Origin of the sequence: Sphingobium sp. YBL2 (assembly GCF_000943805.1) — a bacterium.
Lineage (GTDB): Bacteria > Pseudomonadota > Alphaproteobacteria > Sphingomonadales > Sphingomonadaceae > Sphingobium > Sphingobium fuliginis.
The window spans coordinates 1430607-1454407 of sequence record NZ_CP010954.1; the positions used below are offsets into that span (position 1 = coordinate 1430607).

Below are 23801 nucleotides of genomic sequence, written 5' to 3' on the forward strand. Positions count from 1 at the left end.
TTCACGCAGCGGGAGCTGCTGTCGGCATGCCGGGCGCAAGAGCGTCCGTCCGGCATGAAGGCGGCTCCCGTCCGGTTTCGCAGACGCAGACGGGGTATCGACCCTATGAGCATATCGACCCATGAGCCGGAATCGCCCGGGGCGCCGGCCAGCCGTCTTCGCCGCCGCGCGACCGGCATGTTCGCCGGGCTCATCGCCGCCAATCTGACGGCCTGGATCGCAGCCTTCACGATCTTCGCGGGCGATCCGGTGATGCTGGGCACGGCGTTGCTGGCCTGGAGCCTGGGCCTCCGCCATGCCGTGGATGCCGATCATATCGCCGCCATCGACAATGTGACCCGCAAGCTGATGCAGGACGGCCAGAGGCCCCTGACCGTCGGCTTCTGGTTCGCCATCGGCCATAGCGGCATCGTCCTGATCGCCGCCGTCGCCATCGCTGTCGCCGCCAATGCGCTGAGCCGGGTGGAAGCGGCGGGAGCCATCGGCGGCACCATCGCGACAATGGTGTCGGCGACCTTCCTCTTCGCCATCGCGGCGATGAACCTGATCATCCTCCGATCAGTTCTCAGCACGTTCAACCATGTTCGAAAGGGTGGAGCCTATGTCGATGAAGATATGGACATATTGCTTGGCAACCGGGGTTTGCTCGCACGCCTCTTCCGCCCGCTTTTCCGGCTGGTGACGCGAAGCTGGCACATGGCTCCGCTCGGCTTCCTCTTCGGTCTGGGCTTCGATACCGCAACTGAAGTCGCCATTCTGGGCCTGTCCGCCGGTCAGGCCGCCAGCGGCCTTTCGGTTGCGACCGTCCTCATCTTTCCCCTGCTCTTCGCGGCGGGCATGGCGCTGATCGACACGGCGGACGGTGCCCTGATGATGGGCGCCTATCAGTGGGCGTTCGTGAAGCCGATCCGCAAGCTCTACTACAATATCACCATCACGCTGGTGTCGGCGCTGGTCGCGCTGCTCATCGGCGGGATCGAGGCAGCGGCCCTGCTGGGCGACAAGCTCGGCCTCAGCGGCGGCGTCTGGACCCTTGCCGCCGACCTTGGCGAGCATTTCAACAGCCTCGGCTTCATCATCATCGGCCTGTTCGCCGCCTGCTGGCTGCTGAGCTGGGCCATCTATCGCTGGAAAGGCTTCGACGAGATCGAAGTCGCTCCCATCCCCAGCCACCAACCGCAAGGAAATCCCGCATGAAAAAGGTTCCCGCCACCGTCATCACCGGCTTTCTCGGCGCCGGCAAGACCACGCTGATCCGTCACCTCATCGAACATGCGGGCGGCCGCCGCCTCGCCCTCATCATCAACGAATTCGGGGACGTGGGCGTCGACGGCGCGCTGGTGCGGGGCTGCGGCGACGAAGCCTGCCCGGACGAGGACATCATCGAACTGGCCAATGGCTGCATCTGCTGCACCGTGGCCGACGATTTCCTGCCGACCATGCAAAAGCTGCTCGACCGGCCCACCTCGCCCGATCACATCATCATCGAGACCAGCGGCCTTGCCCTGCCCAAGCCGCTGGTGAAGGCCTTCCAATGGCCCGACATCCGCACGCGCGCCACGGTCGACGGGGTGATCGCCCTGATCGACGCCGACGCGCTGGCGGCGGGTCGCTTCGCCCATGACGAGGCGGCGCTCGCCGCCGCCCGCGCGGCCGACCCGACGCTGGATCATGACAGCCCCATCGAGGAACTGTTCGAGGACCAGCTTGCCTGCGCCGACCTTGTCCTGCTCAACAAGACCGATCTGGTCGCCGTGGACCGGCTGGCCGTGCTGGAGCAGGAACTGGCCCAGGAAATCCGCCCCGGCGTCCGCATCCTCCGCACGGCGAGGGGAGAGATCGATCCGGCCATATTGTTCGGCCTCGGCGCCGGGGTGGAGGACGGGATCGATGCCCGTCCCTCGCACCATGACGATGGGGAGGATCACGACCATGACGATTTCGAGAGCTTCATCGTCGACCTGGGCGAACTTTCCGGTCCGGAGCCGCTGTTGGCGGCGCTGGCGGAGAGCATCGCCGTGCATGACATCCTGCGGGTGAAGGGCTTCCTCGCCATAGAAGGGCGCCCCGCCCGCCTCGTGCTGCAAGCCGTCGGCCCCCGCATCCAGCATCATTATGACCGGCACTGGCAGGCCGACGAACCGCGCCGCTCCCGCCTGGTGGTGATCGGCCAGAGCGGCATGGACCGCGCCGCCATAGAGGCCGCGCTCGGCGCGCAGATGGCCGCTGCCTGATGCATCTGCTGACCGCCACGCCCGGCACCGTCTCCAACGGCGACGAAGCCATCGACCTCGGCCAGTCGCCGGGCGACATCGTGCTGCTGACCGTGGCAGACAGCGAACTTGCCTGTTTCGCGAGCGCAGCCCATGTTCTGGGGCAGGAACTGGGCAGGGCGGCGCCCGAAATCCGGCTGGCCAATCTCCTCCAGCTCAAGCACCCCTATTCCGTCGATCTGTATGTCGAAAAGGTCGTCGCCCACGCCAAATTCGTCTGCGTCATCCTGCTGGGCGGCAAGAGCTATTGGCCCTATGGCATTGATGAGATTGCAAATATCGCCCGAAAAAAGGGCATAGCCTTTGCGGCGATCGCCGATGGGCGAGAGGATGACCCCGCGTTGCGCGCCGCATCGACCGTCGCGGCGGAGAGCTGCGATCTCCTGCGCGACTATCTGCGGCAGGGCGGCATTGCCAACGCCATCGCCTTCCTGCGCAACGCCGCCCGCCTTGCCGGCTTCGACGCGGGCGTTCCCGATGCGCCCGTTCCGGTGGCCGACGCGGGCCTCTATTTGCCCGGCGTCGATCGACCAACGCTGGATCAGGTCAGGAGCGGATGGAAGGCAGGGCAGCCGACAGCCCTCTTCCTCTTCTACCGCGCGCTGCTGATCGCGGGCACGCTGGACGCCGTGGACCGCATGGTCGCGGGATTGGAGACGGCGGGCCTCAACGTCCTTCCCGTCCATGTGCGCGCCTTGCGCGAACCTTTCGCCCGGGACTTCCTGCAAGGGCTGATGGCGGAGGCGCCGCCGGACGTCATCCTCAACGCCACCGCCTTTGCCGCCAGCGCGCCGGGCGAGCCGCGCACGCCCTCCATCCTCGAACAGGCGGATTGCGCGATCCTCCAGACGATCTTCGCCAGCGCCGAACAGAGCGCCTGGGAGTCGAGTGCCCGCGGGCTTGGCCCCCGCGACCTCGCCATGCATGTCGCGCTGCCGGAGGTGGACGGCCGCCTCTTCACCCGCGCGGTCGCCTTCAAGGCTGCGGCACGGTTCGATGCCCGCACGGAATGCAGCATCGTCGTGCCCCAGATACTGGAAGATCGTGTCAGCTTCGTATCCCAACTTACTGCAAATTGGGCTAAACTTCGTAGAACGCGAGTGGAGGAACGTCGGGTCGCGCTCATCCTCGCCAACTATCCCAACAGGGATGGCCGCCTCGGCAATGGCGTCGGCCTGGATACGCCCGCCAGTGCCGCCGCCATTCTGAAGGCCCTGGCGGAAGCAGGCTACGGAACGGATGATGCGCCCACCGACGGCGCCGCGCTGATGCAGCGCATGACAGGTGGCATCACCAATGCCGCGCCGGACCGTCCGGGTGAAATCACCCTCTCGCTCCAGGCCTATGACGCAGCCTTCGCCACGTTGCCCCAAGGGGTCCGCGAAGCGGTCCAATGCCGCTGGGGCGCGCCCGAAACCGATCCTTTCTTCCGCGCTGGCGCCTTCCATCTGCCGGTGCACCGCTTCGGCCGGATCGCGGTCGCCGTGCAGCCGTCGCGCGGTTATCATGTCGATCCCAAGAGCAGCTATCACGACCCGGCGCTGCCCCCGCCCCATGCCTATCTCGCCTTCCATATCTGGCTGGCCGGCGATTTCGGTGCCCATGCCGTCGTCCATGTCGGCAAGCACGGCAATCTCGAATGGCTGCCGGGCAAGGCGATCGCGCTGTCCGAAAACTGCTTTCCGGAAATCTGCGCCGGACCGATCCCTCAAATCTATCCGTTCATCGTCAACGATCCCGGCGAAGGCACCCAGGCCAAGCGTCGCATCGGCGCCTGCATCGTCGACCATCTGACGCCGCCATTGACCCGCGCCGAGAGCTACGGCCCGCTCAAGGAACTGGAGGCTCTGGTCGACGAATATTATCTCGCCGCCGGCATGGACCCACGCCGGCTGGAAACGCTGCGCAAGGACATTCTGGCCCTCGCCGCCTCGCAAGGGCTGGACAAGGATTCAGGCGCGCAGGGAAGCGGAGACGAGGCTTTAGCAGCGATCGACAACTATCTGTGCGAACTCAAGGAAATGCAGATACGCGACGGGCTGCACGTCTTCACGCAAAGCCCGAAGGGTTCGCTTCGCCGCGACCTACTCATGGCCCTTGCCCGCTGCCCAAGGGGTATGGACGATGCCGGCCAGCAGTCCCTGCTCCGTGCGCTGGCGGATGATCTGGGGCTGGATTTCGACCCGCTCGACTGCACGATGGGCGCGCCTTGGGCCGGACCCCGGCCGGAAGCGCTGCAAAGCCTGACAGGAGCACCTTGGCGCAGCACGGGCGACACGGTGGAACGGCTGGAACTTCACGCCATCCGCCTGCTCGATGAGTTGGAACATCGTCATTCCCGCGCGTGCGGGGATGACGGCAGTTGCCGGAAAGGCGCTCCCGGTCCACGGAGCGCTGCGGTTCTCAAGGCTATCGAAACCGATCTCGCCCCGCGCGTCGATGGCTGCGGAGAGGCCGAAAAAGCCGCACTCCTCAAAGCCCTCAACGGCGATTTCGTCGCCCCGGGCCCTTCCGGAGCGCCCACCAGGGGTCGCCCCGACGTCCTCCCCACCGGGCGCAATTTCTATTCGGTCGACACCAGGGCCGTGCCCACGGTGGCGGCATGGAATCTCGGGCAGCGCTCCGCCGATCTCATCGTGCAGGACTATCTCCAGCGCGAGGGCGACTATCCCCGCGCCATCGCCCTTTCCGCCTGGGGCACCGCCAATATGCGGACCGGCGGCGACGACATAGCGCAGGCGCTGGCCCTGATGGGCGTCCGGCCTCGCTGGGACTGGGCTTCGGGCCGGGTCATCGGTTTCGAGGTCATGAAGATCGCGGAACTGAACCGCCCCCGCGTCGACGTCACCTTCCGCGTGTCCGGCTTCTTCCGCGACGCCTTCCCGGAACAGATCGACCTGATCGACAGCGCCGCCCGCGCCGTCATGGCGCTGGACGAGCCGGACGAGGACAATCCAGCCGCCGCCCACCACCGCATCGAAACCGCCGCGCTGATCGCGCAGGGCACGCCGGAAAAGGCCGCGCGGCGCCGCGCGGGAAGCCGCGTTTTCGGTTCGAAACCGGGCGCCTATGGCGCCGGCCTCCAGGCGATGATCGACGAGAAGATCTGGCACGACCGGTCGGACCTTGCCAATGTCTATCTCGACTGGGGCAGCTATGCCTATGGCGGCGGGGTGGAAGGCGACAGCGAACGCAGCCTCTTCGCGCAGCGCCTGACCGAAGCCGACGCGCTGATCCAGAATCAGGACAATCGCGAGCACGACCTGCTCGACAGCGACGATTACTACCAGTTCGAAGGCGGCATCGCCGCCGCGGTCGAGCATCTCTCCGGCAGGAGGCCGCTCAGCTATCATAACGACCACAGCCGTCCCGAACGTCCCGTCATCCGCACGCTGGAGGACGAGATCGGCCGCATCGTCCGCGCCCGCGTCGCCAACCCCAAATGGATCGCGGGCATGATGCGCCACGGCTACAAGGGCGCGTTCGAGATCGCGGCCTCCGTCGACTATCTCTTCGCCTTCGCCGCGACCACCCATGCGGTGAAGGACCATCATTTCGACGCGGTCCACGCCGCCTTCATCGAGGATGAGGCGGTTCGCGCCTTCATGGCGGAAGCCAATCCGGCCGCCCTGCGGGAGACCGCCGCCCGCCTTCACGAAGCGCTGGACCGCGCCCTTTGGAAACCCCGGTCGAACAGCGCCGCCATGCTTCTCTCCCAACTCAAGGATGCCCCGCAATGATCGAACGCACGCCCGAACAGCATGCCGAAAAGATGAAGAAGAAACAGGCCGCTCATGACAGGATCATGGCGACCAAGACGCAGGAAAAGGGCCTGCTGATCGTCCACACCGGCAAGGGCAAGGGCAAGACGACCGCCGCGCTCGGCATGGTGGTCCGCGCCATCGGCCATGGCAGGAAGGTGGGCGTCGTGCAGTTCGTGAAGGGCGCGATGACCACCGGAGAAAAACGGGTGTTCGATGCGTTCCCCGACAATGTCGAATTCAAGCCGATGGGCGAAGGCTTCACCTGGAACACGCAGGACCGGACGCGGGACATTGCCCTTGCACGCGAAGCATGGGATGAGGTGAAACGCATGATCGCCGATCCGGCCTATGACATGGTCCTTGCCGATGAACTCAACATCGTCCTGCGCTACGACTATCTTCCGGTCGAAGAGGTGTTGGAGGCCGTGACCGCCAGGGGCGAAATGAAGCATGTCATCGTCACAGGCCGCAACGCGCCCGAGGCGCTGACAGAGGCGGCCGATCTCGTCACTGAAATGACCCTCGTCAAACATCCCTTCCGCAGCGGCGTGAAGGCCCAGCCGGGAATTGAATTCTGACACACACCGCCTTCGACATCGCCGCCTTCGAGGAACTGGTGCACCTGCGCCGTGACGTGCGCCATTTCCTGACCGATCCGCTGGACGAGAGCGAGGTCGAACGGCTCCTTGCCCTCGCCCATAGCGCGCCTTCCGTCGGGCTGTCGCAGCCCTGGCGTTTCGTCCGGATCGAAACGCCCGCCTTGCGCGAGGATCTTGCCGCCCATGTCGACGCGCAGGTGATCGAGGCGGGCAGTATCTATCGGGGGGAGGAAGACAGGCTGTACCGAAGCCTGAAATTGCACGGCCTGCGCGAAGCGCCGGTGCTGTTCGCGGTCTATTGCGACGAAGGCACGGAAACCGGCCACAGGCTGGGCGCGATCACCATGCCGGAGGCGCGCCGCTATAGCTGCGTGATGGCGATCCACACCCTCTGGCTGGCTGCCCGCACGCGCGGCATCGGCATGGGCTGGGTTTCGATCCTCGACCGCCCGACCGTGGACACCCTGCTCGCCATTCCGGAAAACTGGCGCTGCCTCGGCCTGCTGTGCCTGGGCTATCCGGTGAGCGAGGAGGCGACGCCGGAACTGGAGAGGCGCGGCTGGGAACATCGCACCGACTGGCATTCCACCATCGTCACGCGCTGACGATTCCCGTCCGAAGGCCTCTTCCCTTTCCTTTCCGCCCGGCCTATGAGCGTTTTTGGAGCGGGTTCCGCCCGCTCCATCGATCGCGTCGGTGCCCCGAAGGGGCTTAAATGGGAACGCGGTGCGGGAGGAGACTCCCTAATCCGTGGCTGTCCCTGCAACTGTGAGCGGCGAGCAAGGCAAGGACGTGCGGTTCCCCACGGGGAACGGCCAGCCACTGGAGCGATCCGGGAAGGCCCGTGCCGAAGCGACGACCCGCAAGCCAGGAGACCTGCCGAACGCAAAGGTCGCTCTAGCCATGGTCCAGGGGATGGTCACGGCTCGGTTCTCCGCACGGGCGACGAAATGCGGCTGGGGGTGAACCCTCCGGCCGTCGTTGCGACGTGGGAGGTAAGGTCCGTTGCCAGACGCGCAAAGCGCATCGTCCGCCGCCATTCGCGGCTGGTGCCCGACGGCATGGCGCCCGATGATGGCGGGCGACGGGCTGCTGGTGCGGGTCCGTCCACCGCTGGGCCGCCTGACCGCCCCCCAGGCCATCGGCCTTGCCGAAGCCGCGCGTCTTCACGGCAATGGCCTTGTCGACCTCACCAACCGGGCCGCGCTCCAGCTTCGCGGCGTGACGGAACAAGGCCATGGCCCGCTGCTCCGGCACCTTGTCGCCCTGGGCCTTACGGATCACGATCCGGCCCGCGAAGCGCGCCGCAATTTCCTGCTCGCTCCCGATTCATCGCCCGGGGATGACACGGAAAGCATTGCGCGCAGCCTGATCGCCCACATCGATGAGCTGCCCCAGCTTCCTTCCAAGATCGGGATCGCCGTAGATGCCGGGCCAGCCCCCTGTCTTGCCGCCGTCCCCGCCGATTTCCGGTTCGAGCGCAGCGAGGCGGGCAGGCTGCTGCTGCGGGTGGAGGGGCGTCCGCTGGGATCGCCCACCAGCGTCGAAACGGCGGCGCGCGACCTGATTGCGCTTGCCCGCTGGTTCCTTGCCACGGGCGGGGGCGCATCGGGCCGCGCGGCCCGGCACGAAGCCCCGCTGCCGACCGCTGCCGACATCGCGCCCGCGCCGTCCCGCCCGCTGTCCCAATTGCTGGCGGAGGCATCGGGGCCTTTCCACGGCATTCCCTTCGGTCAGCTTGACGCCGACAGCCTTATCGCGCTGGCCGGGGAACCGCATGTCACGGCCCTGCGCCTCACCCCATGGCGCGGTTTGATCCTGGAGGGCGGCGCAGACAGGGCGGAGCACGCCTCCCCTGACGGCCTGCTCCGCGTCGACGCCTGCCCCGGCGCGCCCGCATGCCCGCAGGCAAGCGTCGAGACCCGCGGCCTCGCCACCCGGCTCGCCCCCCTTGTCGAAGGGTCGCTGCATGTGTCCGGCTGCGCCAAGGGCTGCGCCCGTCAAAGACCCGCAGGGCTGGTCCTCACCGGCCGGCAGGGCCGCTTCGACCTGTCCCGCAACGCCCGCGCCGGATCGCCGCCGGAAAAAACCGGCCTGACCGCCCGACAAATCCTCGCCCTTTTCGGAAGGCCCTGATGCCCCACAGCTACGAAACCGACGGAGCCGCCATCTACCGGCAGTCCTTCCGCACCATTCGCGCCGAAGCCGACCTTGCCCGCTTCTCGCCCGAGGAAGAACGCATCGCCGTCCGCATGATCCATGCGGCGGGCCTGGTGGGACTTGCTTCCCACATCCGCTTTTCGCCGTCCTTCGCCCGGGACGCCATCGCCGCGCTTCAGGCGGGCGCACCGATCCTCTGCGACGCGCGCATGGTGTCGGAGGGCATAACCCTGAAGCGCCTGCCCGCCGCCAATCCGATCCTCTGCACCCTGAACGATCCGCAGGTGCCTGCCTTGGCGGCGCAAATGTCCAACACCCGCTCGGCCGCGGCGCTCGAACTCTGGCGCCCGCATCTGGAGGGCGCGCTGGTCGCGATCGGCAATGCCCCGACGGCGCTTTTCCATCTGCTCAACATGCTGGAGGACCCCGACTGCCCCCGCCCGGCCGCGATCATCGGCTGCCCCGTCGGCTTCGTCGGCGCGGCGGAATCGAAGGAAGCGCTCTGGCGCAGCCGGCCCGTCCCCTGCTGTATCGTGGAGGGTCGCCCCGGCGGCAGCGCCATCACGGTCGCGGCGGTGAATGCGATAGCGAGCCCGGCGGAATGAGCGGCGGGACCATCCATGGCGTCGGCCTGGGACCGGGGGCGCAGGACCTGATGAGCGTCCGCGCCGACCGGCTGATCCGCAATGCCCGGCACATCGCCTATTTCCGCAAGAGGGGAAGGTCGGGCCATGCCCGCAGCATCGTGGAGGGCATGTTGCGCGCCGATGCCGTCGAATATCCGATGGAATATCCGGTCACGACGGAAATCCCGCTGTCCGACCCGCGCTACAATGATCTGCTCTCGACCTTCTATGCCGATTGCACGGCGCATCTGGACGGGCTTTCGGCACGCGGCGAGGATGTGGTCGTCCTTTGCGAAGGCGATCCGTTCTTCTACGGCAGCTTCATGCACCTGCACAGCCGCCTTGCCGCGCCGGTGAAGATCGTCCCCGGCATCACCGGCATGTCCGGCGCCTGGACCGCCAGCGGCACGCCGATCAGTTGGGGCGACGATGTCCTAACGGTGTTGATGGCCACCCTGTCCGAAGAGGAACTGACCCGCCGCATCCGCGACAGCCATGCTCTGGTCGTCATGAAGATTGGCCGCAACCTTCCCAGGCTTCGCCGCGCCGTCGAAGCCGCGGGCAAGCAGGACAGCGCCTGGCTGGTCGAATATGCGACCATGGCGGATCAGCGCATCACCCCGCTGGCGGAAGCGACCGACGTCACCGCCTATTTTTCGATCCTGCTGGTCCACGGACAGGGCCGCCGTCCATGACCGGATGGGTCGTGGCAGCCGGTCTTGGTCCGGGAGCGGACGCGCTCATCACGCCGGAGGTGTCGGATGCGCTGGCGCAGGCGAGCGACGTCATCGGATACATCCCCTATGTCGCCCGGGTGGCCCAAAGACCGGGCCTGACGCTCCACGCCTCGGACAATCGGGTCGAACTCGACCGCGCCGCCCATGCCCTGGCTCTCGCCGCGCAGGGCAAGCGGGTGGCGGTGGTTTCCTCGGGCGATCCGGGGGTCTTCGCCATGGCATCCGCCCTGTTCGAAGCCGTGGAGGCGGGGCCGGAGGACTGGCGCGACCTCGACATCCGCGTCCTGCCCGGCATCACCGCCATGCTCGCCGCCGCCGCAAGGGCGGGCGCGCCGCTCGGCCATGATTTCTGCGCCATCAACCTGTCCGACAATCTCAAGCCCTGGCCGCTGATCGAGCGCCGCCTGCGCCTCGCCGCACAGGCCGATTTCGCCATGGCCTTCTACAATCCCCGTTCCCGTTCCCGGCCGGAGGGTTTCGGGCGGGCGCTGGCGATCCTGCGCGAGGAATGCGGCGAGGACCGGCTCATCCTGTTCGCCCGGGCCGTCTCCACGCCGGAGGAAACGCTGAGCGTGGTGCCGTTGAGCCGGGCCACTGCGGAAATGGCCGACATGCGCACCATGGTCATCATCGGTTCCAGCCGCACCCGGCTGATTGAGCGCTCCGGCCCGCCGATCCTCTATACGCCGCGCTCCGCCGCATGATCCAGCCATTGCAGCACCCCGGCGACCTCATGCGTCACCTGCGCCGCTGGACAGGCCGGACGCTCGATCATCACGACCGGCAGTCCCAGCATGCGCGCGGCGACCAGCTTCGCCCGCGCGCCGCCGCCCCCCGCATTTTTCGACACCACGCAGTCGATGCCATGGGCGCGCATCAACTGCATGTCGCCCTCCACCGTGAAGGGACCGCGGTCGATCACCAGCGCATGATCGGGCAGCCCCGGCGCAACGGCGGGCATATCGACGAAGCGCAACAGATAATGATGCTGAGGCTGCACGGCGAAGGCGTCCACATGCATGCGCCCCAGGGCCAGCATCACATTCCGCCTGGCTCCCCCCAGCGCTGCCACCGCCCCGGCCATGTCCGGCACATGGGTCCAGCGGTCTCCCTCCGCCGCGGTCCAGGGCGGCCGGGTCAGCATGATGTGCTCCACCCCCGCCTCCCGCGCCGCGCCAAGGGCATTCCCGCTCATTACAGCGGCGAAGGGATGAGTGGCGTCCACCAGATGGGTGACGCCTTCCTCCCGCAAATAGCGCGCGAGGCCGGCCATGCCCCCGAAGCCGCCGACGCGCACCGGCACCGGCTGCGCCCGTGGTTTGTCCGTCCGCCCCGCATAGCTCAACACCGCGCGAACGCCCCGCTCGGCAAGAGCAGCCGCAAGCGCGCTCGCTTCCGTGGTGCCGCCCAGAATGAGGATGTTGGACATGCCCGATACTCCTGACGGTCCGTGGCTGACGATCGTCGGCATCGGGGAAGACGGCCCGAATGGCCTGTCGTCCGCCGCCCGCGAAGCGCTGGAGAAAGCCGCGCTCGTCGCCGGAGCGCCGCGCCATCTTGCGCTGCTGCCAGCCCTTAGGGCCGAAAGCCTGCCCTGGCCAGTCCCGTTCGCGGCCGGCGTTCCGATGCTGCTCGCCCGCCGTGGAGACCCAACCGTCCTGCTTGCCTCCGGCGATCCCTTCTGGTTCGGCGCGGGGAGCAGCATCACGCGGCATTTGCGGCCGGATGAATGGACGGCGCACCCTGCCCCCTCCACATTCTCCCTTGCCGCCGCGCGGCTGGGCTGGGCGCTTCAGGACGTGGAATGCCATGGCCTCCACGCCGCGCCGCTGACGCGGTTGCGTCCCGGTCTCGTGCCCGGCCGCCGCGCCATATTGCTGCTGCGCGACGGGCAGGCGGCGGGCGAGCTTGCCGCCTGGCTGACGGAACAGGGCTTCGGCCGTTCGACCCTGCATGTGCTGGAAGCGCTGGGCGGCCCCCGCGAACATATCCGCCAGTGCACGGCCGAAGCGCCGGACCTTGCCGATGTCGCGCATCCCGTTGCGGTCGGCCTGTCCGTGGCGGGCGAAGGCAGGACGCTCCCCCGCTCCAGCGGCATCCCCGACGACTGGTTCGACCATGACGGCCAGATCACCAAGCGCCCGGCCCGCGCCCTGACCCTGTCCGCTCTGGCGCCCCGCCCCGGCGAGACATTATGGGACATAGGCGCAGGTTCCGGCTCCATCGCCATAGAATGGCTGCTCGCCCATTCCTCCACCCAGGCCATCGCTTTCGAGGCCGATCCGGACCGCGCCGCCCGGGCGCGCGCCAATGCCCTTCATCTGGGCGTCGACCGCCTGACCGTCATGGAGGGCAGAGCGCCCGACATCCTGACCGGCCGGACCCGCCCCGAGGCCGTCTTCATCGGCGGAGGGCTGAGCCAGTCCCTGCTCGCGACATTGTTCGCCCTGCCCGGCGGTCCCACGCGCCTTGTCGCCAATGCCGTCACGCTGGAATCCGAAGCGCTGCTTGCCAAATGGCATGCCGACAAGGGCGGCGACCTGCTTCGCATCGAGCTTGCGCAGGCGATGCCCCTGGGCAGCCGTCGCGGCTGGCGTTCCGCCTATCCGCTGGTGCAGTGGAGCGTGACGCTATGATCGTCGCCGGCTTCGGCTTCCGCCACAGCGCGTCGCTCGCTTCGCTGGAATCGGCGCTGGAGCAGGCGATGGGCGCCATGATCGCCGTCGACGCGCTGGCAACCCTCGATGGCAAGGCCGGGCAGCTTGCGCCATTGGCGCGCAAGCTCGCCCTGCCCCTGATGGCCGTCGGCGTTGAAAGGCTGGCGGAACAGCCCGTGGCCACCCGATCTCCCGCCAGCATGGCCGCCCATGGCACCGGCAGCGTCGCCGAAGCCACGGCCCTCGCCGCTTCAGGGCCCAAGGGCCGCCTGCTTGCCCCCCGCGCCTTCTCTTCCGACCGCCTCGCAAGTTGCGCCCTAGCCGAAAGCCCTGCCTCTTGACCGTTCATTTCATCGGCGCCGGTCCCGGCGCGCCCGACCTCATCACCCTGCGCGGGCGCGACCTGATCGCGCGTTCTCCGGTCTGTCTCTATGCCGGATCGCTGGTGCCCGCCGCCCTGCTCGATCATTGTCCGGCAGGCGCGCGGATCGTCAACACGGCGCCGCTGACCCTGGACGAGATCGTCGCCATCATCGTCGATGCCCATCAAGCGGGGCATGACGTCGCGCGCCTTCATTCCGGCGACCTGTCCGTCTGGTCGGCCATGGGCGAGCAGCTTCGGCGGCTGAAGGCGATCGGCATTCCTTTCAGCATCACACCCGGCGTCCCCTCCTTCGCCGCCGCCGCTGCCGCCATCGGCGCCGAACTGACGCTGCCCGAACTCGGCCAGTCGGTGATCCTCACCCGGACGCCGGGACGCGCCAGCGCCATGCCGTCCGGTGAAAGCCTCTCCGCATTCGGCGCGACCGGCGCGACGCTCGCCATCCATCTGTCGATCCATAATCTGGCGCAGGTGGTGCGCGACCTGATCCCGCATCATGGCGCCCATTGCCCCGCGGCCGTGGTGTGGCGCGCAAGCTGGCCGGATCAGCGGATCGTGCGGGCGACGCTGGGCACCATCGGGGAAGCTGCTGCGGACGGGCCCGAACGGACCGCCATCATTCTTGTCGGCCCGGTGCTGGGCAGCGAGGATTTCGCGGAAAGCAGCCTCTACGCGCCCGGCTATGACCGCCGTTTCCGACCGGCCAGCGCCGACTCCGCCTTCATCGACAAGCCATGACGCCGGGCCTTCTGATCGCGGCGCCCCGATCAGGATCGGGCAAGACGACCGTCACGCTCGGCCTGCTGCGGGCCTTTTCCCGAATGGGCATCAGGGTACAGCCGTTCAAGTCCGGCCCCGACTATATCGACCCGGCATTCCAGCAGTCGGCCAGCCGCCGCCCCTCCTTCAACCTTGACAGTTGGGCCATGTCCGCATCGCAGATGGCGACCGTTGCGGGCCGGGCCGACGCAGAGCTGATCGTCGCGGAAGGCGTGATGGGCCTGTTCGACGGCGCCCCCGCCATCGGGGAAGCCGGCACCGGCGCGAGCGCGGACATCGCGGCGCTGTTCGGCTGGCCCGTCCTTCTCGTCATGGACGTGTCGGGCCAGAGCCAGTCCGCCGCCGCCATCGCCAGCGGTTTCCGTGGCCTTCGTTCCGATATTTCCATGGCAGGCGTCGTCCTCAACCAAGTCGCCAGCCAGCGCCACGAACGGCTGATCCGCGCGGCGATGGAGGGGGCGGACATCCCCGTCCTGGGCGCCATACCGCGCTCCGCCGCGCTCCACCTGCCGGAGCGTCATCTGGGTCTGGTCCAGGCGGCCGAACAGGCCGATCTCGACCGGATCATCGACCGCATGGCGGACATCGTGGCGACCCATGTGGACCTCAACGCCGTCCGGCGCGCGGCCCGGTCCACCCCGGCGCAGGATCGCGCTTCAATGCCGACCCTGCCGCCACCCGGCCAGCGCATTGCCATCGCCCGGGACGAAGCCTTCTCCTTCACCTATGCGCATCTCCTGTCCGGCTGGCGGGATGCAGGCGCCGAAATCCTGCCCTTCTCCCCCCTGGCCGACGAAGCCCCGGCAGCCGATGCCGATGCGGTCTGGCTCCCCGGCGGCTATCCCGAACTCCATGCGGGCCGGATCGCGCAGGCGGCCCATTTCCTTTCCGGCCTGCGCCGCCACGCACTGGACCGCCCGATCCATGGCGAATGCGGCGGCTATATGGTGCTGGGACAGGCGCTGATCGATGCCGACGGGCAGGCACATGCCATGGCCGGCCTGCTCGGCCTCGTCACCAGCTTCGCGGAACGGCGCCTTCATCTTGGCTACCGACAGGCGCGCTTGCTGGCGCCGATGGGCGGCATGCCTGCGGGAGCGATGCTGAACGGCCATGAATTCCATTATTCCACCATCGTCGAGCAACCGGACAGCCCGCTCGCTCATGTGACCGATGCGGAAGGTCAGGCCGTTCCGTCGACGGGATCGCATCGCGGCCGTGTCACCGGCAGTTTCTTCCACCTCATCGCTCCCGCTTCGAAAGCCTCCTCATGATCAGTATCGACCTTATCGGCATCGGCACGGGCAATCCCGATCACCTCACCCGCGCCGCGGTGAAGGCGATGAACGACGCCGACCTCATCCTGCTGCCCCGCAAGGGCGACGCCAAGTCCGACCTCATCGACCTGCGCCGCGCCATTTGCGCCGAACTGCTGACGCAGGCGGTGAAAATCGTGGAATTCGACATGCCCCGGCGACCGGACCGGACCGATTATGTCGGCGCCGTCCTCGACTGGCACGATGCCATCGCCGCGCTCTGGATGGAGCAGGTCGCCCGGCACCTTCCTGAAGGCGGCAGGCTCGCCCTGCTGGTCTGGGGCGATCCGTCGCTTTATGACAGCAGCCTGCGCATCGCCGGGCGCCTGCCGGGCGCGAAGGTCCGCGTGATCCCCGGCATCACCAGCGTACAGGCGCTGACCGCCGCCCACGGCATCTGCCTCAACGACCTTGCCGATCCCGTGCTGATCACCACCGGCCGGCGCCTCAGCGAACGCGGCTGGCCGGACTGCGCCGACAGCCTGGTCGTCATGCTGGATGGCCATTGCGCCTTCCAGACCCTGCCGCCCCAGGGTCTCGACATCTGGTGGGGCGCCTATCTGGGATTGCCCCAGGAAAGACTCGCCCAGGGTCCGCTGGCCATGAGGGGGGCCGAGATCGCCTCATGCCGCGCCGCGCTCCGCCAGGAACATGGCTGGATCATGGACATCTATCTTTTACGAAGGCGCAAGACGGTCCGACGACCCTGAAGCCGTCAGGCGACGTTCGGCATCAGTTCGATGATCGGCCTGCTAGCGGCCTGTCGCATGCCGCTCGATGCCGTTTCGGCGCGGCGGCGGAACTCGGCAGCCATTGCCTGATGCATCATGCGCGCCGAAGCATCCGCGGTGGTCGCTGCCAGTTGATCATGCATTCTTGCCCGGTCTAGACATTCTTCTGGCGTAAGAGCATTCGTCATGAATCGAACTCCTGCCTGTCGCAGGGCCCCGTCCTCTCCACCGCCTTCAGAGCGACAGATCCGACTTCGCCCACGAAAAACCGGCGGACAACTTAACCTTTCCCATCATCGATTGAAAACGGAATCTTGCCGCAGCCCTTTTCCCGTCCGCCGCGCGCACCGGTTCAGCGCAGCCAGGCCGCATTGGGCTGCGCGCTATGGCTTTTCAATTCCTTGCGCGTTTCGGAATCAACCTCCTTCAACAGCACTTCATAACCCCAGAGATTCGCCAGATTTTGCAAGACCATAGCGGCATCGCGAGCCTCCAATTGGACGCCGTCCAGCACCGAATGCTCGACGATCAGCTTGCGGTCGCCGGCCAGGTCGACATCGACCACCTGTATGTCGGGTTCCTGCCGCCCGATTTCATATTCCCGCGCCAGGGAGCGCCGGATCCGGCGATAGCCGCGCTCATCGTGAATGGCATCGACCCGCAGTTCCGATTCGCCCTGCTTGTCGAGGATCTTGAACAGCCGCCATTGCCGGATCAGATGTGGGCTCAGAAATTGCGAAACGAAGCTTTCGTCCCGATAATTGGCCCATATGTCCTTCAGCACCTCCATCGGGTCGCCCGATCCGGCAATATCCCCGAACCATTCGCGATCCTCCTCCGTCGGCGCCCGGCAGACCCTTTCGATGTCCGACATGATGCCGAAGCCCAGGGCATAGGGGTTGAAACCGCCAAATTGTCCTGAATCATAGGTGGGTTGATAGACGACATTGGTATGGGATGAGAGGAATTCCATGAAGGCGCCGTCGGTCAGCCATCCCCGTTCGTGCAGCGTCGTCATGATGCGATAATGGGTGTAGGTCGCAGCGCCTTCGTTCATCGCCTTGGTCTGGCGCTGCGGGTAGAAATATTGCGCGATCAACCGCACGATCCGCAAAATCTCCCGTTGCCAGCTTTCCAGCCGGGGGCCGGACTTTTCCAGGAAATAGAGGATATTTTCCTGCGGCAGTCCCAGCGCCGCCCGTCTGGCGTCGCTGGGGATCGCGTCCGCCTTCGCTCCAGTGGGCACGGTGCGCCACAGATCGTCATAGATGCGGTCGCGATAGGCCTGCCGTTCCGCCTCCCGCGCCGCCTCCGCCTTCAAGTCCCTTGGGCGAACGCGCGGATAGCGATGCACGCCCTGGTTCATCAGCGCATGGGCGGCGTCCAGCACCCGCTCGACCGGCAATTGGCCGTAGCGCTCCTCGCATTGCGCGATGTAGCGCTTGGCGAATTCCAGATAATCCAGAATTCCCTCGGCATCGGTCCATTGCTTGAAGACATAATTATTCTTGAAGAAATGATTATGCCCGAAGGCCGCATGGGCGATGACCAGCGTCTGCATCGTCGCGCTGTTTTCCTGCATCAGATAGTTGATGCAGGGATCGCTGTTGATGACCAGCTCATAGGCCAGGCCGCGCAGCCCCTTGCGGTACATCATCTCATTGGTCACGAACTGCTTGCCGAAGGACCAGTGTTTGTAGAAAAGCGGCATGCCGATGGAGGAATAGGCGTCCAGCATCTGCTCCGCGCTGATGACCTCTATCTGGTTGGGATAGATGTCGAGCTTCATTTCCTGGAGCGCGATGGGCTCGATCGTTTCGTAAATGCGGTTGATGAGCGCGAAGTCCCAATCGCTTCCCGTGAACAGCGGGGCGGACGCCAGTTCGACCGTCATGCCGGTTCCACCTTCATGAACTCCGCTCCGCCACGCCCTTGCGCTGGAACAACTCCCGGAAAACCGGATAGATTTCCCGCCGATGATGCACCTTGCGCATTACGAAATTGCGGTTTGCCTCGCTGACCGGGGCATAGGCCTGCCACAGTCCGGTCGTCGTGCCGATGGTCTCTATGTCGGCGAATTCCTCTCGCCCGACTTCCAGATAGGCGAAATATTGGCTGAAGGGCAGGATTTCCTGCTGCATCAGGCTGACCACCCGGCCATTGTCGGACTGCATGGTGTCGCCGTCCGACGCCTGCGCCACATAGATGTTCCAGTCATCCGGACGGAAGCGTTCCTGCACCACCTCGATCAGTTTCTCCAGCGCGCTCGACACCAAAGTGCCGCCCGTCACCGTGCTGTAGAAGAAGGTCTGCTCGTCCACCTCCGCCGCCCGGTCGGTATGGTGGATGAACACCACCTCCACATGCTCGTAGCAGCGCGACAGGAACAGGTGCAGCAGCGCGAAGAAACGCTTCGCCAGATCCTTCATATGCTCCGTCATGGAGCCGGAGACGTCCATCAGGCAGAACATCACTGCCTGGGCCACGGGCTTGGGCACCGTCTCAAACCGGCGATAGCGCAGGTCCACAGGGTCGATATAGGCGATCAGGTTGCGGCGGCGGATGACGGTCGAGCGTTCCTCGCGCAATGCCTCCAGCCGTACGGCATCGTCGGGCAGGGCCGGATCGCGCGCCTCGATCAGCGCGATCTCCTCCTCGATCCGGGCAAGATCGGCGCCCTTGGGACGGCGCAGCGCCAACCGACGCGACATCGCCTTCTGCATGGTGCGCGGCACGGACAGGTTGGACGGGTTGCCGACCGTCGAATAGCCTGCCCGCCTTATGCCGTCGACGGCCCCGCCGATCAGCCGCCTTTTGGCGAGGTCCGGCAGCTCCAGATCGTCGAGGAACAGATCCAGAAACTCTTCCCGGCTGAGCGCGAACTGGAAATCGTCATTCCCCTCGCCCTGCCCGGCCTTCGACCCCGCGCCCGCGCCGCCATCGGGCCGCTTGATCCGGTCGCCTTCCATATAGTCGTGATTGCCGGGGAAGACCCGTTCGCGGCTGCCCCCCTGCGCGGCGCGGTGCAGCGTCGGTTCGTGGATGACGTCGCGCTGGATCGAAATCTGGCCTTCCTTGTCCAGATCCTTGATGCTGCGGTCCTTCAGGCTGTCGCGCACCGCCTGTTGCACATATGCCCTTGCCCTCCGCAGGAAGCGCTGCCTGTTGACCAGGCTCTTGCCTCCTGGATTCAACCGTCTGTCGACTATGTGCATGGCGGGCTTGGCGCCTCCATCATCCGGCCTGCTTGACGCGTATATACCATTCGACAAGCCGCCGAACCTGCCGCTCAGTATAGCCTCTTTCGATCATCCGCGCGACGAATTCGTCATGCTTGGTCGCGGTCTCGCCGTCCTTCTTCGATCCGAAGCTGATGACCGGCAGCAGGTCCTCGACCTGACTGAACATCCGCTTCTCGATCACCTCGCGGATTTTCTCGTAACTGGTCCATGACGGGTTGCGCCCGTCATTGCTGGCCCGCATGCGCAGCGCGAACTTCACCACCTCGTTGCGGAAATCCTTGGGATTGGCGATCCCGGCGGGCTTTTCGGTCTTGGACAGTTCCTGGTTGATGACCTCCCGGTCCAGCAATTGACCCGTGTCCGGGTCCTTGAAGTCCAGATCCTCGATCCACGCATCGGCATAGGCGACATAACGGTCGAACAGGTTCTGCCCATAATCATGGTAGGATTCGAGATAGGCCTTCTGGATTTCATTGCCGATGAACTCGGCATAGCGCGGCGCCAGTTCGCCCTTGATGAACTCCAGATAGCGGGATTCGACCTCGGCGGGAAACTGCTCCTGCCGGACCATGCCCTCTAGCACATACATGAGGTGCACGGGATCGGCCGCAATCTCATTGGTGTCATGGTTGAAGGTGGCCGACAGCGCCTTGAAGGCGAAGCGGGTCGAAATGCCCGACATGCCCTCGTCCACGCCAGCAGCGTCGCGATATTCCTGAAGGCTCTTGGCCCTCGGATCGATTTCCCGCAGCATCTCGCCGTCATAGACACGCATCTTGGAATAGAGATTGCTGTTCTCATGCTCCCGCAGCCGCGTCAGCACGGAGAAACGCGCCAGCATGTCCAAAGTCCCCGGCGCGCAGGGCGCCTTGTTCAGGTCCGATTCCCGCAGCAACTTCTCGTAGACATGCCGTTCCTCGGTGGCCTGCAAACTATAGGGAACCTTGATGACGTAGATACGGTCGATAAAGGCTTCGTTATTCTTGTTGTTCTTGAAATTCGCCCATTCCGATTCATTGCTATGGGCCATGATGATGCCGGTATAGGGAATGGCGCCGATATTCTCCGTGCCGATATAATTGCCCTCCTGCGTCGCGGTCAGCAACGGGTGGAGCATCTTGATCGGCGCCTTGAACATCTCGACGAATTCCAGCATGCCCTGGTTCGCCCGGTTGAGCCCACCCGAATAGCTGTAGGCGTCCGGATCGTTCTGCGAGAGCATCTCCAGCTTGCGGATGTCGACCTTGCCGACCAGCGAACTGATGTCCTGGTTGTTTTCGTCGCCCGGCTCTGTCTTGGCGATGGCGACCTGCCGCATGCGGGACGGCATCATGCGCACGACCCTGAACTGGGATATGTCGCCGCCATATTCATCCAGCCGCTTGCGGCACCAGGGGCTGATCATGCCGGTCAGTCGTCGCCGGGGAATGGCGTAATTCTCCTCGATATAGTCGCCATGGGTTTCGGCGTCGAACAAGGCGAGCGGGCTTTCGAAGATCGGGCTGATCTCATCCCCCGCCTTCAGCACGTAGATGGGATGCACCTCCATCAGCGCCTTCAGCCGTTCGGCCAGGGACGACTTGCCGCCGCCCACGGGACCCAGCAGGTATAGGATCTGCTTGCGCTCCTCCAATCCCTGGCTGGCGTGGCGCAGGAAACTGACGATATGCTCGATCGTCCCTTCCATGCCGTAGAAATTGGTGAAGCTCTTGTAGCGGCGGATGGTCCGGTTCATGAAGATCCGGCCCAGCCGCTGATCGCGCGAGGTGTCGATGATCTCCGGCTCACCGATTGCAGCCAGCAGCCGCTCCGGCGCGGACGCATGCATCAATGGATCGTTGCGACATCCCAGCAGATAATCTTCGATAGACATTTCGGCCTGACGCCGATCATCGAACTTCCGCGTGAAGCTGGAAAACAGCTCATTCTTTGTCACTGGCGACTCCCGCTAAAGTAGCCATGGAATGTATATAGACCCTTATGGTCTGTAAAAACAGTGCAATAGAACCTGTTCAGAGTAAAAAATTCAAATCTGTCCAATCGTCGATCTGCATGTTTCTGCAAAAAGAACGCACGATGCTTATCCGGCCACGCAGAAGCATTTCCGGCAATCGCACGACCATCTTCATGCGACCGGCAAGATCATTACCGCGCCGCCGTCATGCAGCATCTTCCAATCGGCGCGACGTTCCCCCGCCGCGATATGATGCATAGTGTCACCTGAGCCCCCGGGAGGGAAGAGGGTAAAGGAGATAATCTCACCAGGGGTGCATTGGTTCCCATGCATGGAACGATGCGATCGCGACGATCGAAGGCTGCATTGCATATGCTGAACCTGTTTCGGCATCCTTCCCGCCTGCGGAAATGCCGTTACGCCCGCATGTCGATCGTGGCGATCAGCCCGCCGTCCGGCGCATTGGCCAGGCGCACGGACGCCTCGAAACTCAGCGCCAGCGATCGCGCGATGGTAAGGCCGATGCCGGTCCCGGGCCGCCCGCCGGGCTGCCCCGCCACACCGCGGGTGAAGGGTTCGAACATCTGGTCCAACTGATCGGGCGCGATGCCCGGCCCATGGTCGCGCACCTCGATCAGCACGCGCGCCCCCTGCCGCATGCAACTGACGTCGGCGCTGCCGCCATATTTCACCGCATTGTTCACCAGATTGCTGATGCAGCGGGTCAGCGCGTTGGGCTTGACCCGCACCGTGCCGCCGCAGCCTGACAGGAAACGCACGGGCAATCCCAGGTCCTGCGCGTCTTCGGCCATGCTGGTCAGCAGCGAATCGATGTCGATGACCGACCAGTCCTCCTGCGCCTCCGTGCTCGCCGCCAGGTCCAGCCCTTCGCGGACCAGCGTCATCATCGCCTGGTGATCCTGTAAGAGGCGGGCCCGCAACTCCTCGTTCTCCACCAGTTCCAGCCGCAAGCGCAGGCGGGTGAGCGGCGTCTGAAGATCATGGCTGATCGCCGCCAGCAACTGCGTCCGCTCGGCAAAGCCCGCACGGACCCGGCGCTGCATCAGGTTGAAGGTCGACAGGGCGGCCCGCACTTCTTCCGGCCCCCGCTCCGGGATTTCCTCCGGATCGACCGAGACCGAAAAGGCTTCGGCCGCCCGCTCCAGCCGGCGCAGCGGCTTGGCGACGAAGCGCGCGACGACGATCGCCAGCCCCGCCGAGGACAGCAGGATCAGCAGCAGGTAGATCGGCTTGGCGAGATTGCTGGGCGGCTTGACGACCCGCGGCAAATAGAGGGCGAGCGACCGCCGTTCGCCCGTGCCGTCGGTGAAGCGCACGACCCAGCAATCGGGCCGTGGCGCGTCGATCAGACCCGCCGCCCGGTTGTTCGGATCGACCTTGCCGGCCGGAAAGCACAGCCCGACCGGCACCTGCCCCGCTTCGGGGTTGGAGTGCGGCCCGAAACGCACCGCCAGCGCGTCCGCCAGCGTCGGGTCCGGGTCCGCCAGCGCCACGCCCTCCGGCGCGGTCCTCGCCCCCATGATCTGCTGGTCCTTCAGCATCGCCTCTATCTTGACCGGATCGTGACTCAGCCGCTGCGCGATGTCGACGGCGCTGGCCACGACGCGCTGGAGGCGCCAGCGCTCGAAATCGAGATGCCGGGCCTGCTCCGCGACCAGCAGCGCCAGCACGGCGGCGATCGTCATGCCGACGGTCAGCAGCAGGAATATCTGTCCCACCAGCGACCGGAAGAAATTGCGCGCCCGCGCCACGACGGGGATCATCATGCGCCGATCATCCGCCCGTCATTCATAGGTCACCGTGCTCGCCAGCACATAGCCTTCGCCCCGCACCGTCAGGATCAGGCCGTCGCCGCCCGGGCTGTCGGCCAGTTTCTGCCGCAACCGGCTGACCTGCAGGTCTATGGACCGGTCGAACGCCGCCGTGGCCCGGCGTTCGGGCACCAGCGCCTCGCGCGAGAGCACCACATTGGGTTCCTCGATAAAGCGCGACAGCAGGCGGAATTCGGCGGAGGAGAGCATGATCAGCCGCTCGTCGCTGGCGATCAGCCGCCGCTGGAACAGGTCGAGCCGCCACGATCCGAAGCGGGCGATCCGCGCCGTCTTCTGCCGCGCCGGCTCCTCGCTGCGCGACCGCCGCAGCAGGTTGCGCACCCGCACCAGCAGCTCGCGCGGCTCGAACGGCTTGGTCAGATAATCGTCTGCGCCCAGTTCCAATCCCAGCACCCGGTCTATGGCGCTGCCCCGCGCCGTCACCATGATGATCTGAACCCCATTGCCCTGCCCCCGCAATTCCCGGCACAGCGACAGGCCGTCGCCATCGGGCAGGTTGAGGTCGAGCACGATGAGGTCGACCGCCCCCGCCGCCATGAGCCCCCGCAACTCGGCAAGGCTGCCGGCCGCCTCCACCTCATAATGGTCCTGCGCAAGCTGTCCGACGATCAGCCCCCTTATGTCTTCATCATCATCGACGACGATCACGCGGAACGGGCGGGATGGCGGCATATCGGGCATCGTCTCCTTCTAACCGCATTCGCACGGCAAGTCTGCGCTCGCGGCG

21 protein-coding genes and 1 riboswitch are annotated in these 23801 nt (G+C 65.9%); of the genes, 14 read left to right on the forward strand and 7 right to left on the reverse strand.

The genetic code is table 11. The features are described 5' to 3' along the window. The first annotated feature begins 105 nt into the window (after positions 1-105). From TZ53_RS06690 to cobJ, 9 genes are all read left to right on the forward strand, one after another. Positions 106-1197, forward strand: coding sequence for a HoxN/HupN/NixA family nickel/cobalt transporter (locus TZ53_RS06690; protein WP_044660794.1), 1092 nt, complete (start codon positions 106-108; stop codon positions 1195-1197). After that, on the forward strand, positions 1194-2234 hold the full coding sequence (cobW, locus tag TZ53_RS06695; protein ID WP_044660795.1) for a cobalamin biosynthesis protein CobW: 1041 nt from the start codon (positions 1194-1196) through the stop codon (positions 2232-2234). The genes TZ53_RS06690 and cobW overlap by 4 nt, the downstream gene beginning before the upstream one ends. After that, positions 2234-6013, forward strand: coding sequence for a cobaltochelatase subunit CobN (gene cobN, locus TZ53_RS06700; protein ID WP_044660796.1), 3780 nt, complete (start codon positions 2234-2236; stop codon positions 6011-6013). The genes cobW and cobN overlap by 1 nt, the downstream gene beginning before the upstream one ends. Beyond that, positions 6010-6615, forward strand: a complete 606-nt coding sequence (cobO, locus tag TZ53_RS06705; protein ID WP_044660797.1) for a cob(I)yrinic acid a,c-diamide adenosyltransferase — start codon at positions 6010-6012, stop codon at positions 6613-6615. Before cobN ends, cobO begins: the two co-directional genes overlap by 4 nt. Before the next feature lie 56 nt (positions 6616-6671). Then, positions 6672-7241, forward strand: a complete 570-nt coding sequence (gene bluB, locus TZ53_RS06710) for a 5,6-dimethylbenzimidazole synthase (RefSeq protein WP_044662913.1) — start codon at positions 6672-6674, stop codon at positions 7239-7241. A 72-nt stretch (positions 7242-7313) separates the two neighbouring features. Further along, a riboswitch (cobalamin riboswitch) is annotated at positions 7314-7535 on the forward strand. Positions 7536-7707: 172 nt separating this feature from the next. Next, the gene (locus TZ53_RS06715; protein ID WP_044660798.1) at positions 7708-8772 is read left to right on the forward strand and encodes a cobalamin biosynthesis protein CobG; all 1065 of its coding nucleotides are present in this window, start codon (positions 7708-7710) and stop codon (positions 8770-8772) included. After that, entirely contained in the window at positions 8772-9401 is a 630-nt protein-coding gene (locus tag TZ53_RS06720; protein WP_044660799.1) for a precorrin-8X methylmutase, read from the forward strand. The genes TZ53_RS06715 and TZ53_RS06720 overlap by 1 nt, the downstream gene beginning before the upstream one ends. Next, positions 9398-10117, forward strand: a complete 720-nt coding sequence (gene cobI, locus TZ53_RS06725; RefSeq protein ID WP_044660800.1) for a precorrin-2 C(20)-methyltransferase — start codon at positions 9398-9400, stop codon at positions 10115-10117. The genes TZ53_RS06720 and cobI overlap by 4 nt, the downstream gene beginning before the upstream one ends. Then, the gene (gene cobJ, locus TZ53_RS06730; protein WP_044660801.1) at positions 10114-10863 is read left to right on the forward strand and encodes a precorrin-3B C(17)-methyltransferase; all 750 of its coding nucleotides are present in this window, start codon (positions 10114-10116) and stop codon (positions 10861-10863) included. The genes cobI and cobJ overlap by 4 nt, the downstream gene beginning before the upstream one ends. Here the strand turns inward: cobJ and TZ53_RS06735 are convergent. Then, positions 10839-11588, reverse strand: coding sequence for a cobalt-precorrin-6A reductase (locus tag TZ53_RS06735; RefSeq protein WP_044660802.1), 750 nt, complete (start codon positions 11586-11588; stop codon positions 10839-10841). The two genes, cobJ and TZ53_RS06735, sit on opposite strands and share 25 nt — an antisense overlap. Between TZ53_RS06735 and TZ53_RS06740 the strand changes: the two genes are divergently transcribed. Genes TZ53_RS06740 through cobF form a run of 5 tightly spaced genes read left to right on the forward strand, consistent with a single transcriptional unit; the run spans position 11587 to position 16004 of the window. Beyond that, positions 11587-12795: a bifunctional cobalt-precorrin-7 (C(5))-methyltransferase/cobalt-precorrin-6B (C(15))-methyltransferase gene (locus TZ53_RS06740; RefSeq protein ID WP_044660803.1), complete on the forward strand. Its 1209-nt coding sequence runs from the start codon at positions 11587-11589 to the stop codon at positions 12793-12795. The two genes, TZ53_RS06735 and TZ53_RS06740, sit on opposite strands and share 2 nt — an antisense overlap. Beyond that, the gene (locus TZ53_RS06745; RefSeq protein ID WP_044660804.1) at positions 12792-13157 is read left to right on the forward strand and encodes a cobalamin biosynthesis protein; all 366 of its coding nucleotides are present in this window, start codon (positions 12792-12794) and stop codon (positions 13155-13157) included. Before TZ53_RS06740 ends, TZ53_RS06745 begins: the two co-directional genes overlap by 4 nt. Next, the gene (gene cobM / locus TZ53_RS06750) at positions 13154-13936 is read left to right on the forward strand and encodes a precorrin-4 C(11)-methyltransferase (RefSeq protein WP_025546638.1); all 783 of its coding nucleotides are present in this window, start codon (positions 13154-13156) and stop codon (positions 13934-13936) included. Before TZ53_RS06745 ends, cobM begins: the two co-directional genes overlap by 4 nt. Beyond that, the gene (locus TZ53_RS06755; protein ID WP_044660805.1) at positions 13933-15252 is read left to right on the forward strand and encodes a cobyrinate a,c-diamide synthase; all 1320 of its coding nucleotides are present in this window, start codon (positions 13933-13935) and stop codon (positions 15250-15252) included. Before cobM ends, TZ53_RS06755 begins: the two co-directional genes overlap by 4 nt. After that, positions 15249-16004, forward strand: coding sequence for a precorrin-6A synthase (deacetylating) (gene cobF / locus TZ53_RS06760; RefSeq protein ID WP_044660806.1), 756 nt, complete (start codon positions 15249-15251; stop codon positions 16002-16004). The genes TZ53_RS06755 and cobF overlap by 4 nt, the downstream gene beginning before the upstream one ends. 5 nt (positions 16005-16009) lie before the next feature. Here cobF and TZ53_RS06765 read toward each other — a convergent pair whose 3' ends face one another. The 6 genes from TZ53_RS06765 to TZ53_RS06790 form a co-directional block, all read right to left on the reverse strand. Continuing rightward, the gene (locus TZ53_RS06765) at positions 16010-16213 is read right to left on the reverse strand and encodes a hypothetical protein (protein WP_025546632.1); all 204 of its coding nucleotides are present in this window, start codon (positions 16211-16213) and stop codon (positions 16010-16012) included. Positions 16214-16377: 164 nt separating this feature from the next. Then, entirely contained in the window at positions 16378-17919 is a 1542-nt protein-coding gene (locus tag TZ53_RS06770; protein ID WP_044660807.1) for a SpoVR family protein, read from the reverse strand. Positions 17920-17932: 13 nt separating this feature from the next. Further along, positions 17933-19240, reverse strand: a complete 1308-nt coding sequence (locus TZ53_RS06775; RefSeq protein WP_044660808.1) for a YeaH/YhbH family protein — start codon at positions 19238-19240, stop codon at positions 17933-17935. A gap of 19 nt (positions 19241-19259) precedes the next feature. Beyond that, positions 19260-21140 carry a PrkA family serine protein kinase gene (locus tag TZ53_RS06780; protein WP_238320137.1) on the reverse strand — a complete coding sequence of 627 codons (1881 nt, stop codon included), beginning with the start codon at positions 21138-21140 and terminating at the stop codon, positions 19260-19262. Positions 21141-21637: 497 nt separating this feature from the next. Continuing rightward, positions 21638-23008, reverse strand: a complete 1371-nt coding sequence (locus tag TZ53_RS06785; protein WP_044660810.1) for an ATP-binding protein — start codon at positions 23006-23008, stop codon at positions 21638-21640. 18 nt (positions 23009-23026) lie between these two features. Beyond that, positions 23027-23755: a response regulator gene (locus TZ53_RS06790; RefSeq protein ID WP_044660811.1), complete on the reverse strand. Its 729-nt coding sequence runs from the start codon at positions 23753-23755 to the stop codon at positions 23027-23029. Positions 23756-23801: the final 46 nt, after the last annotated feature.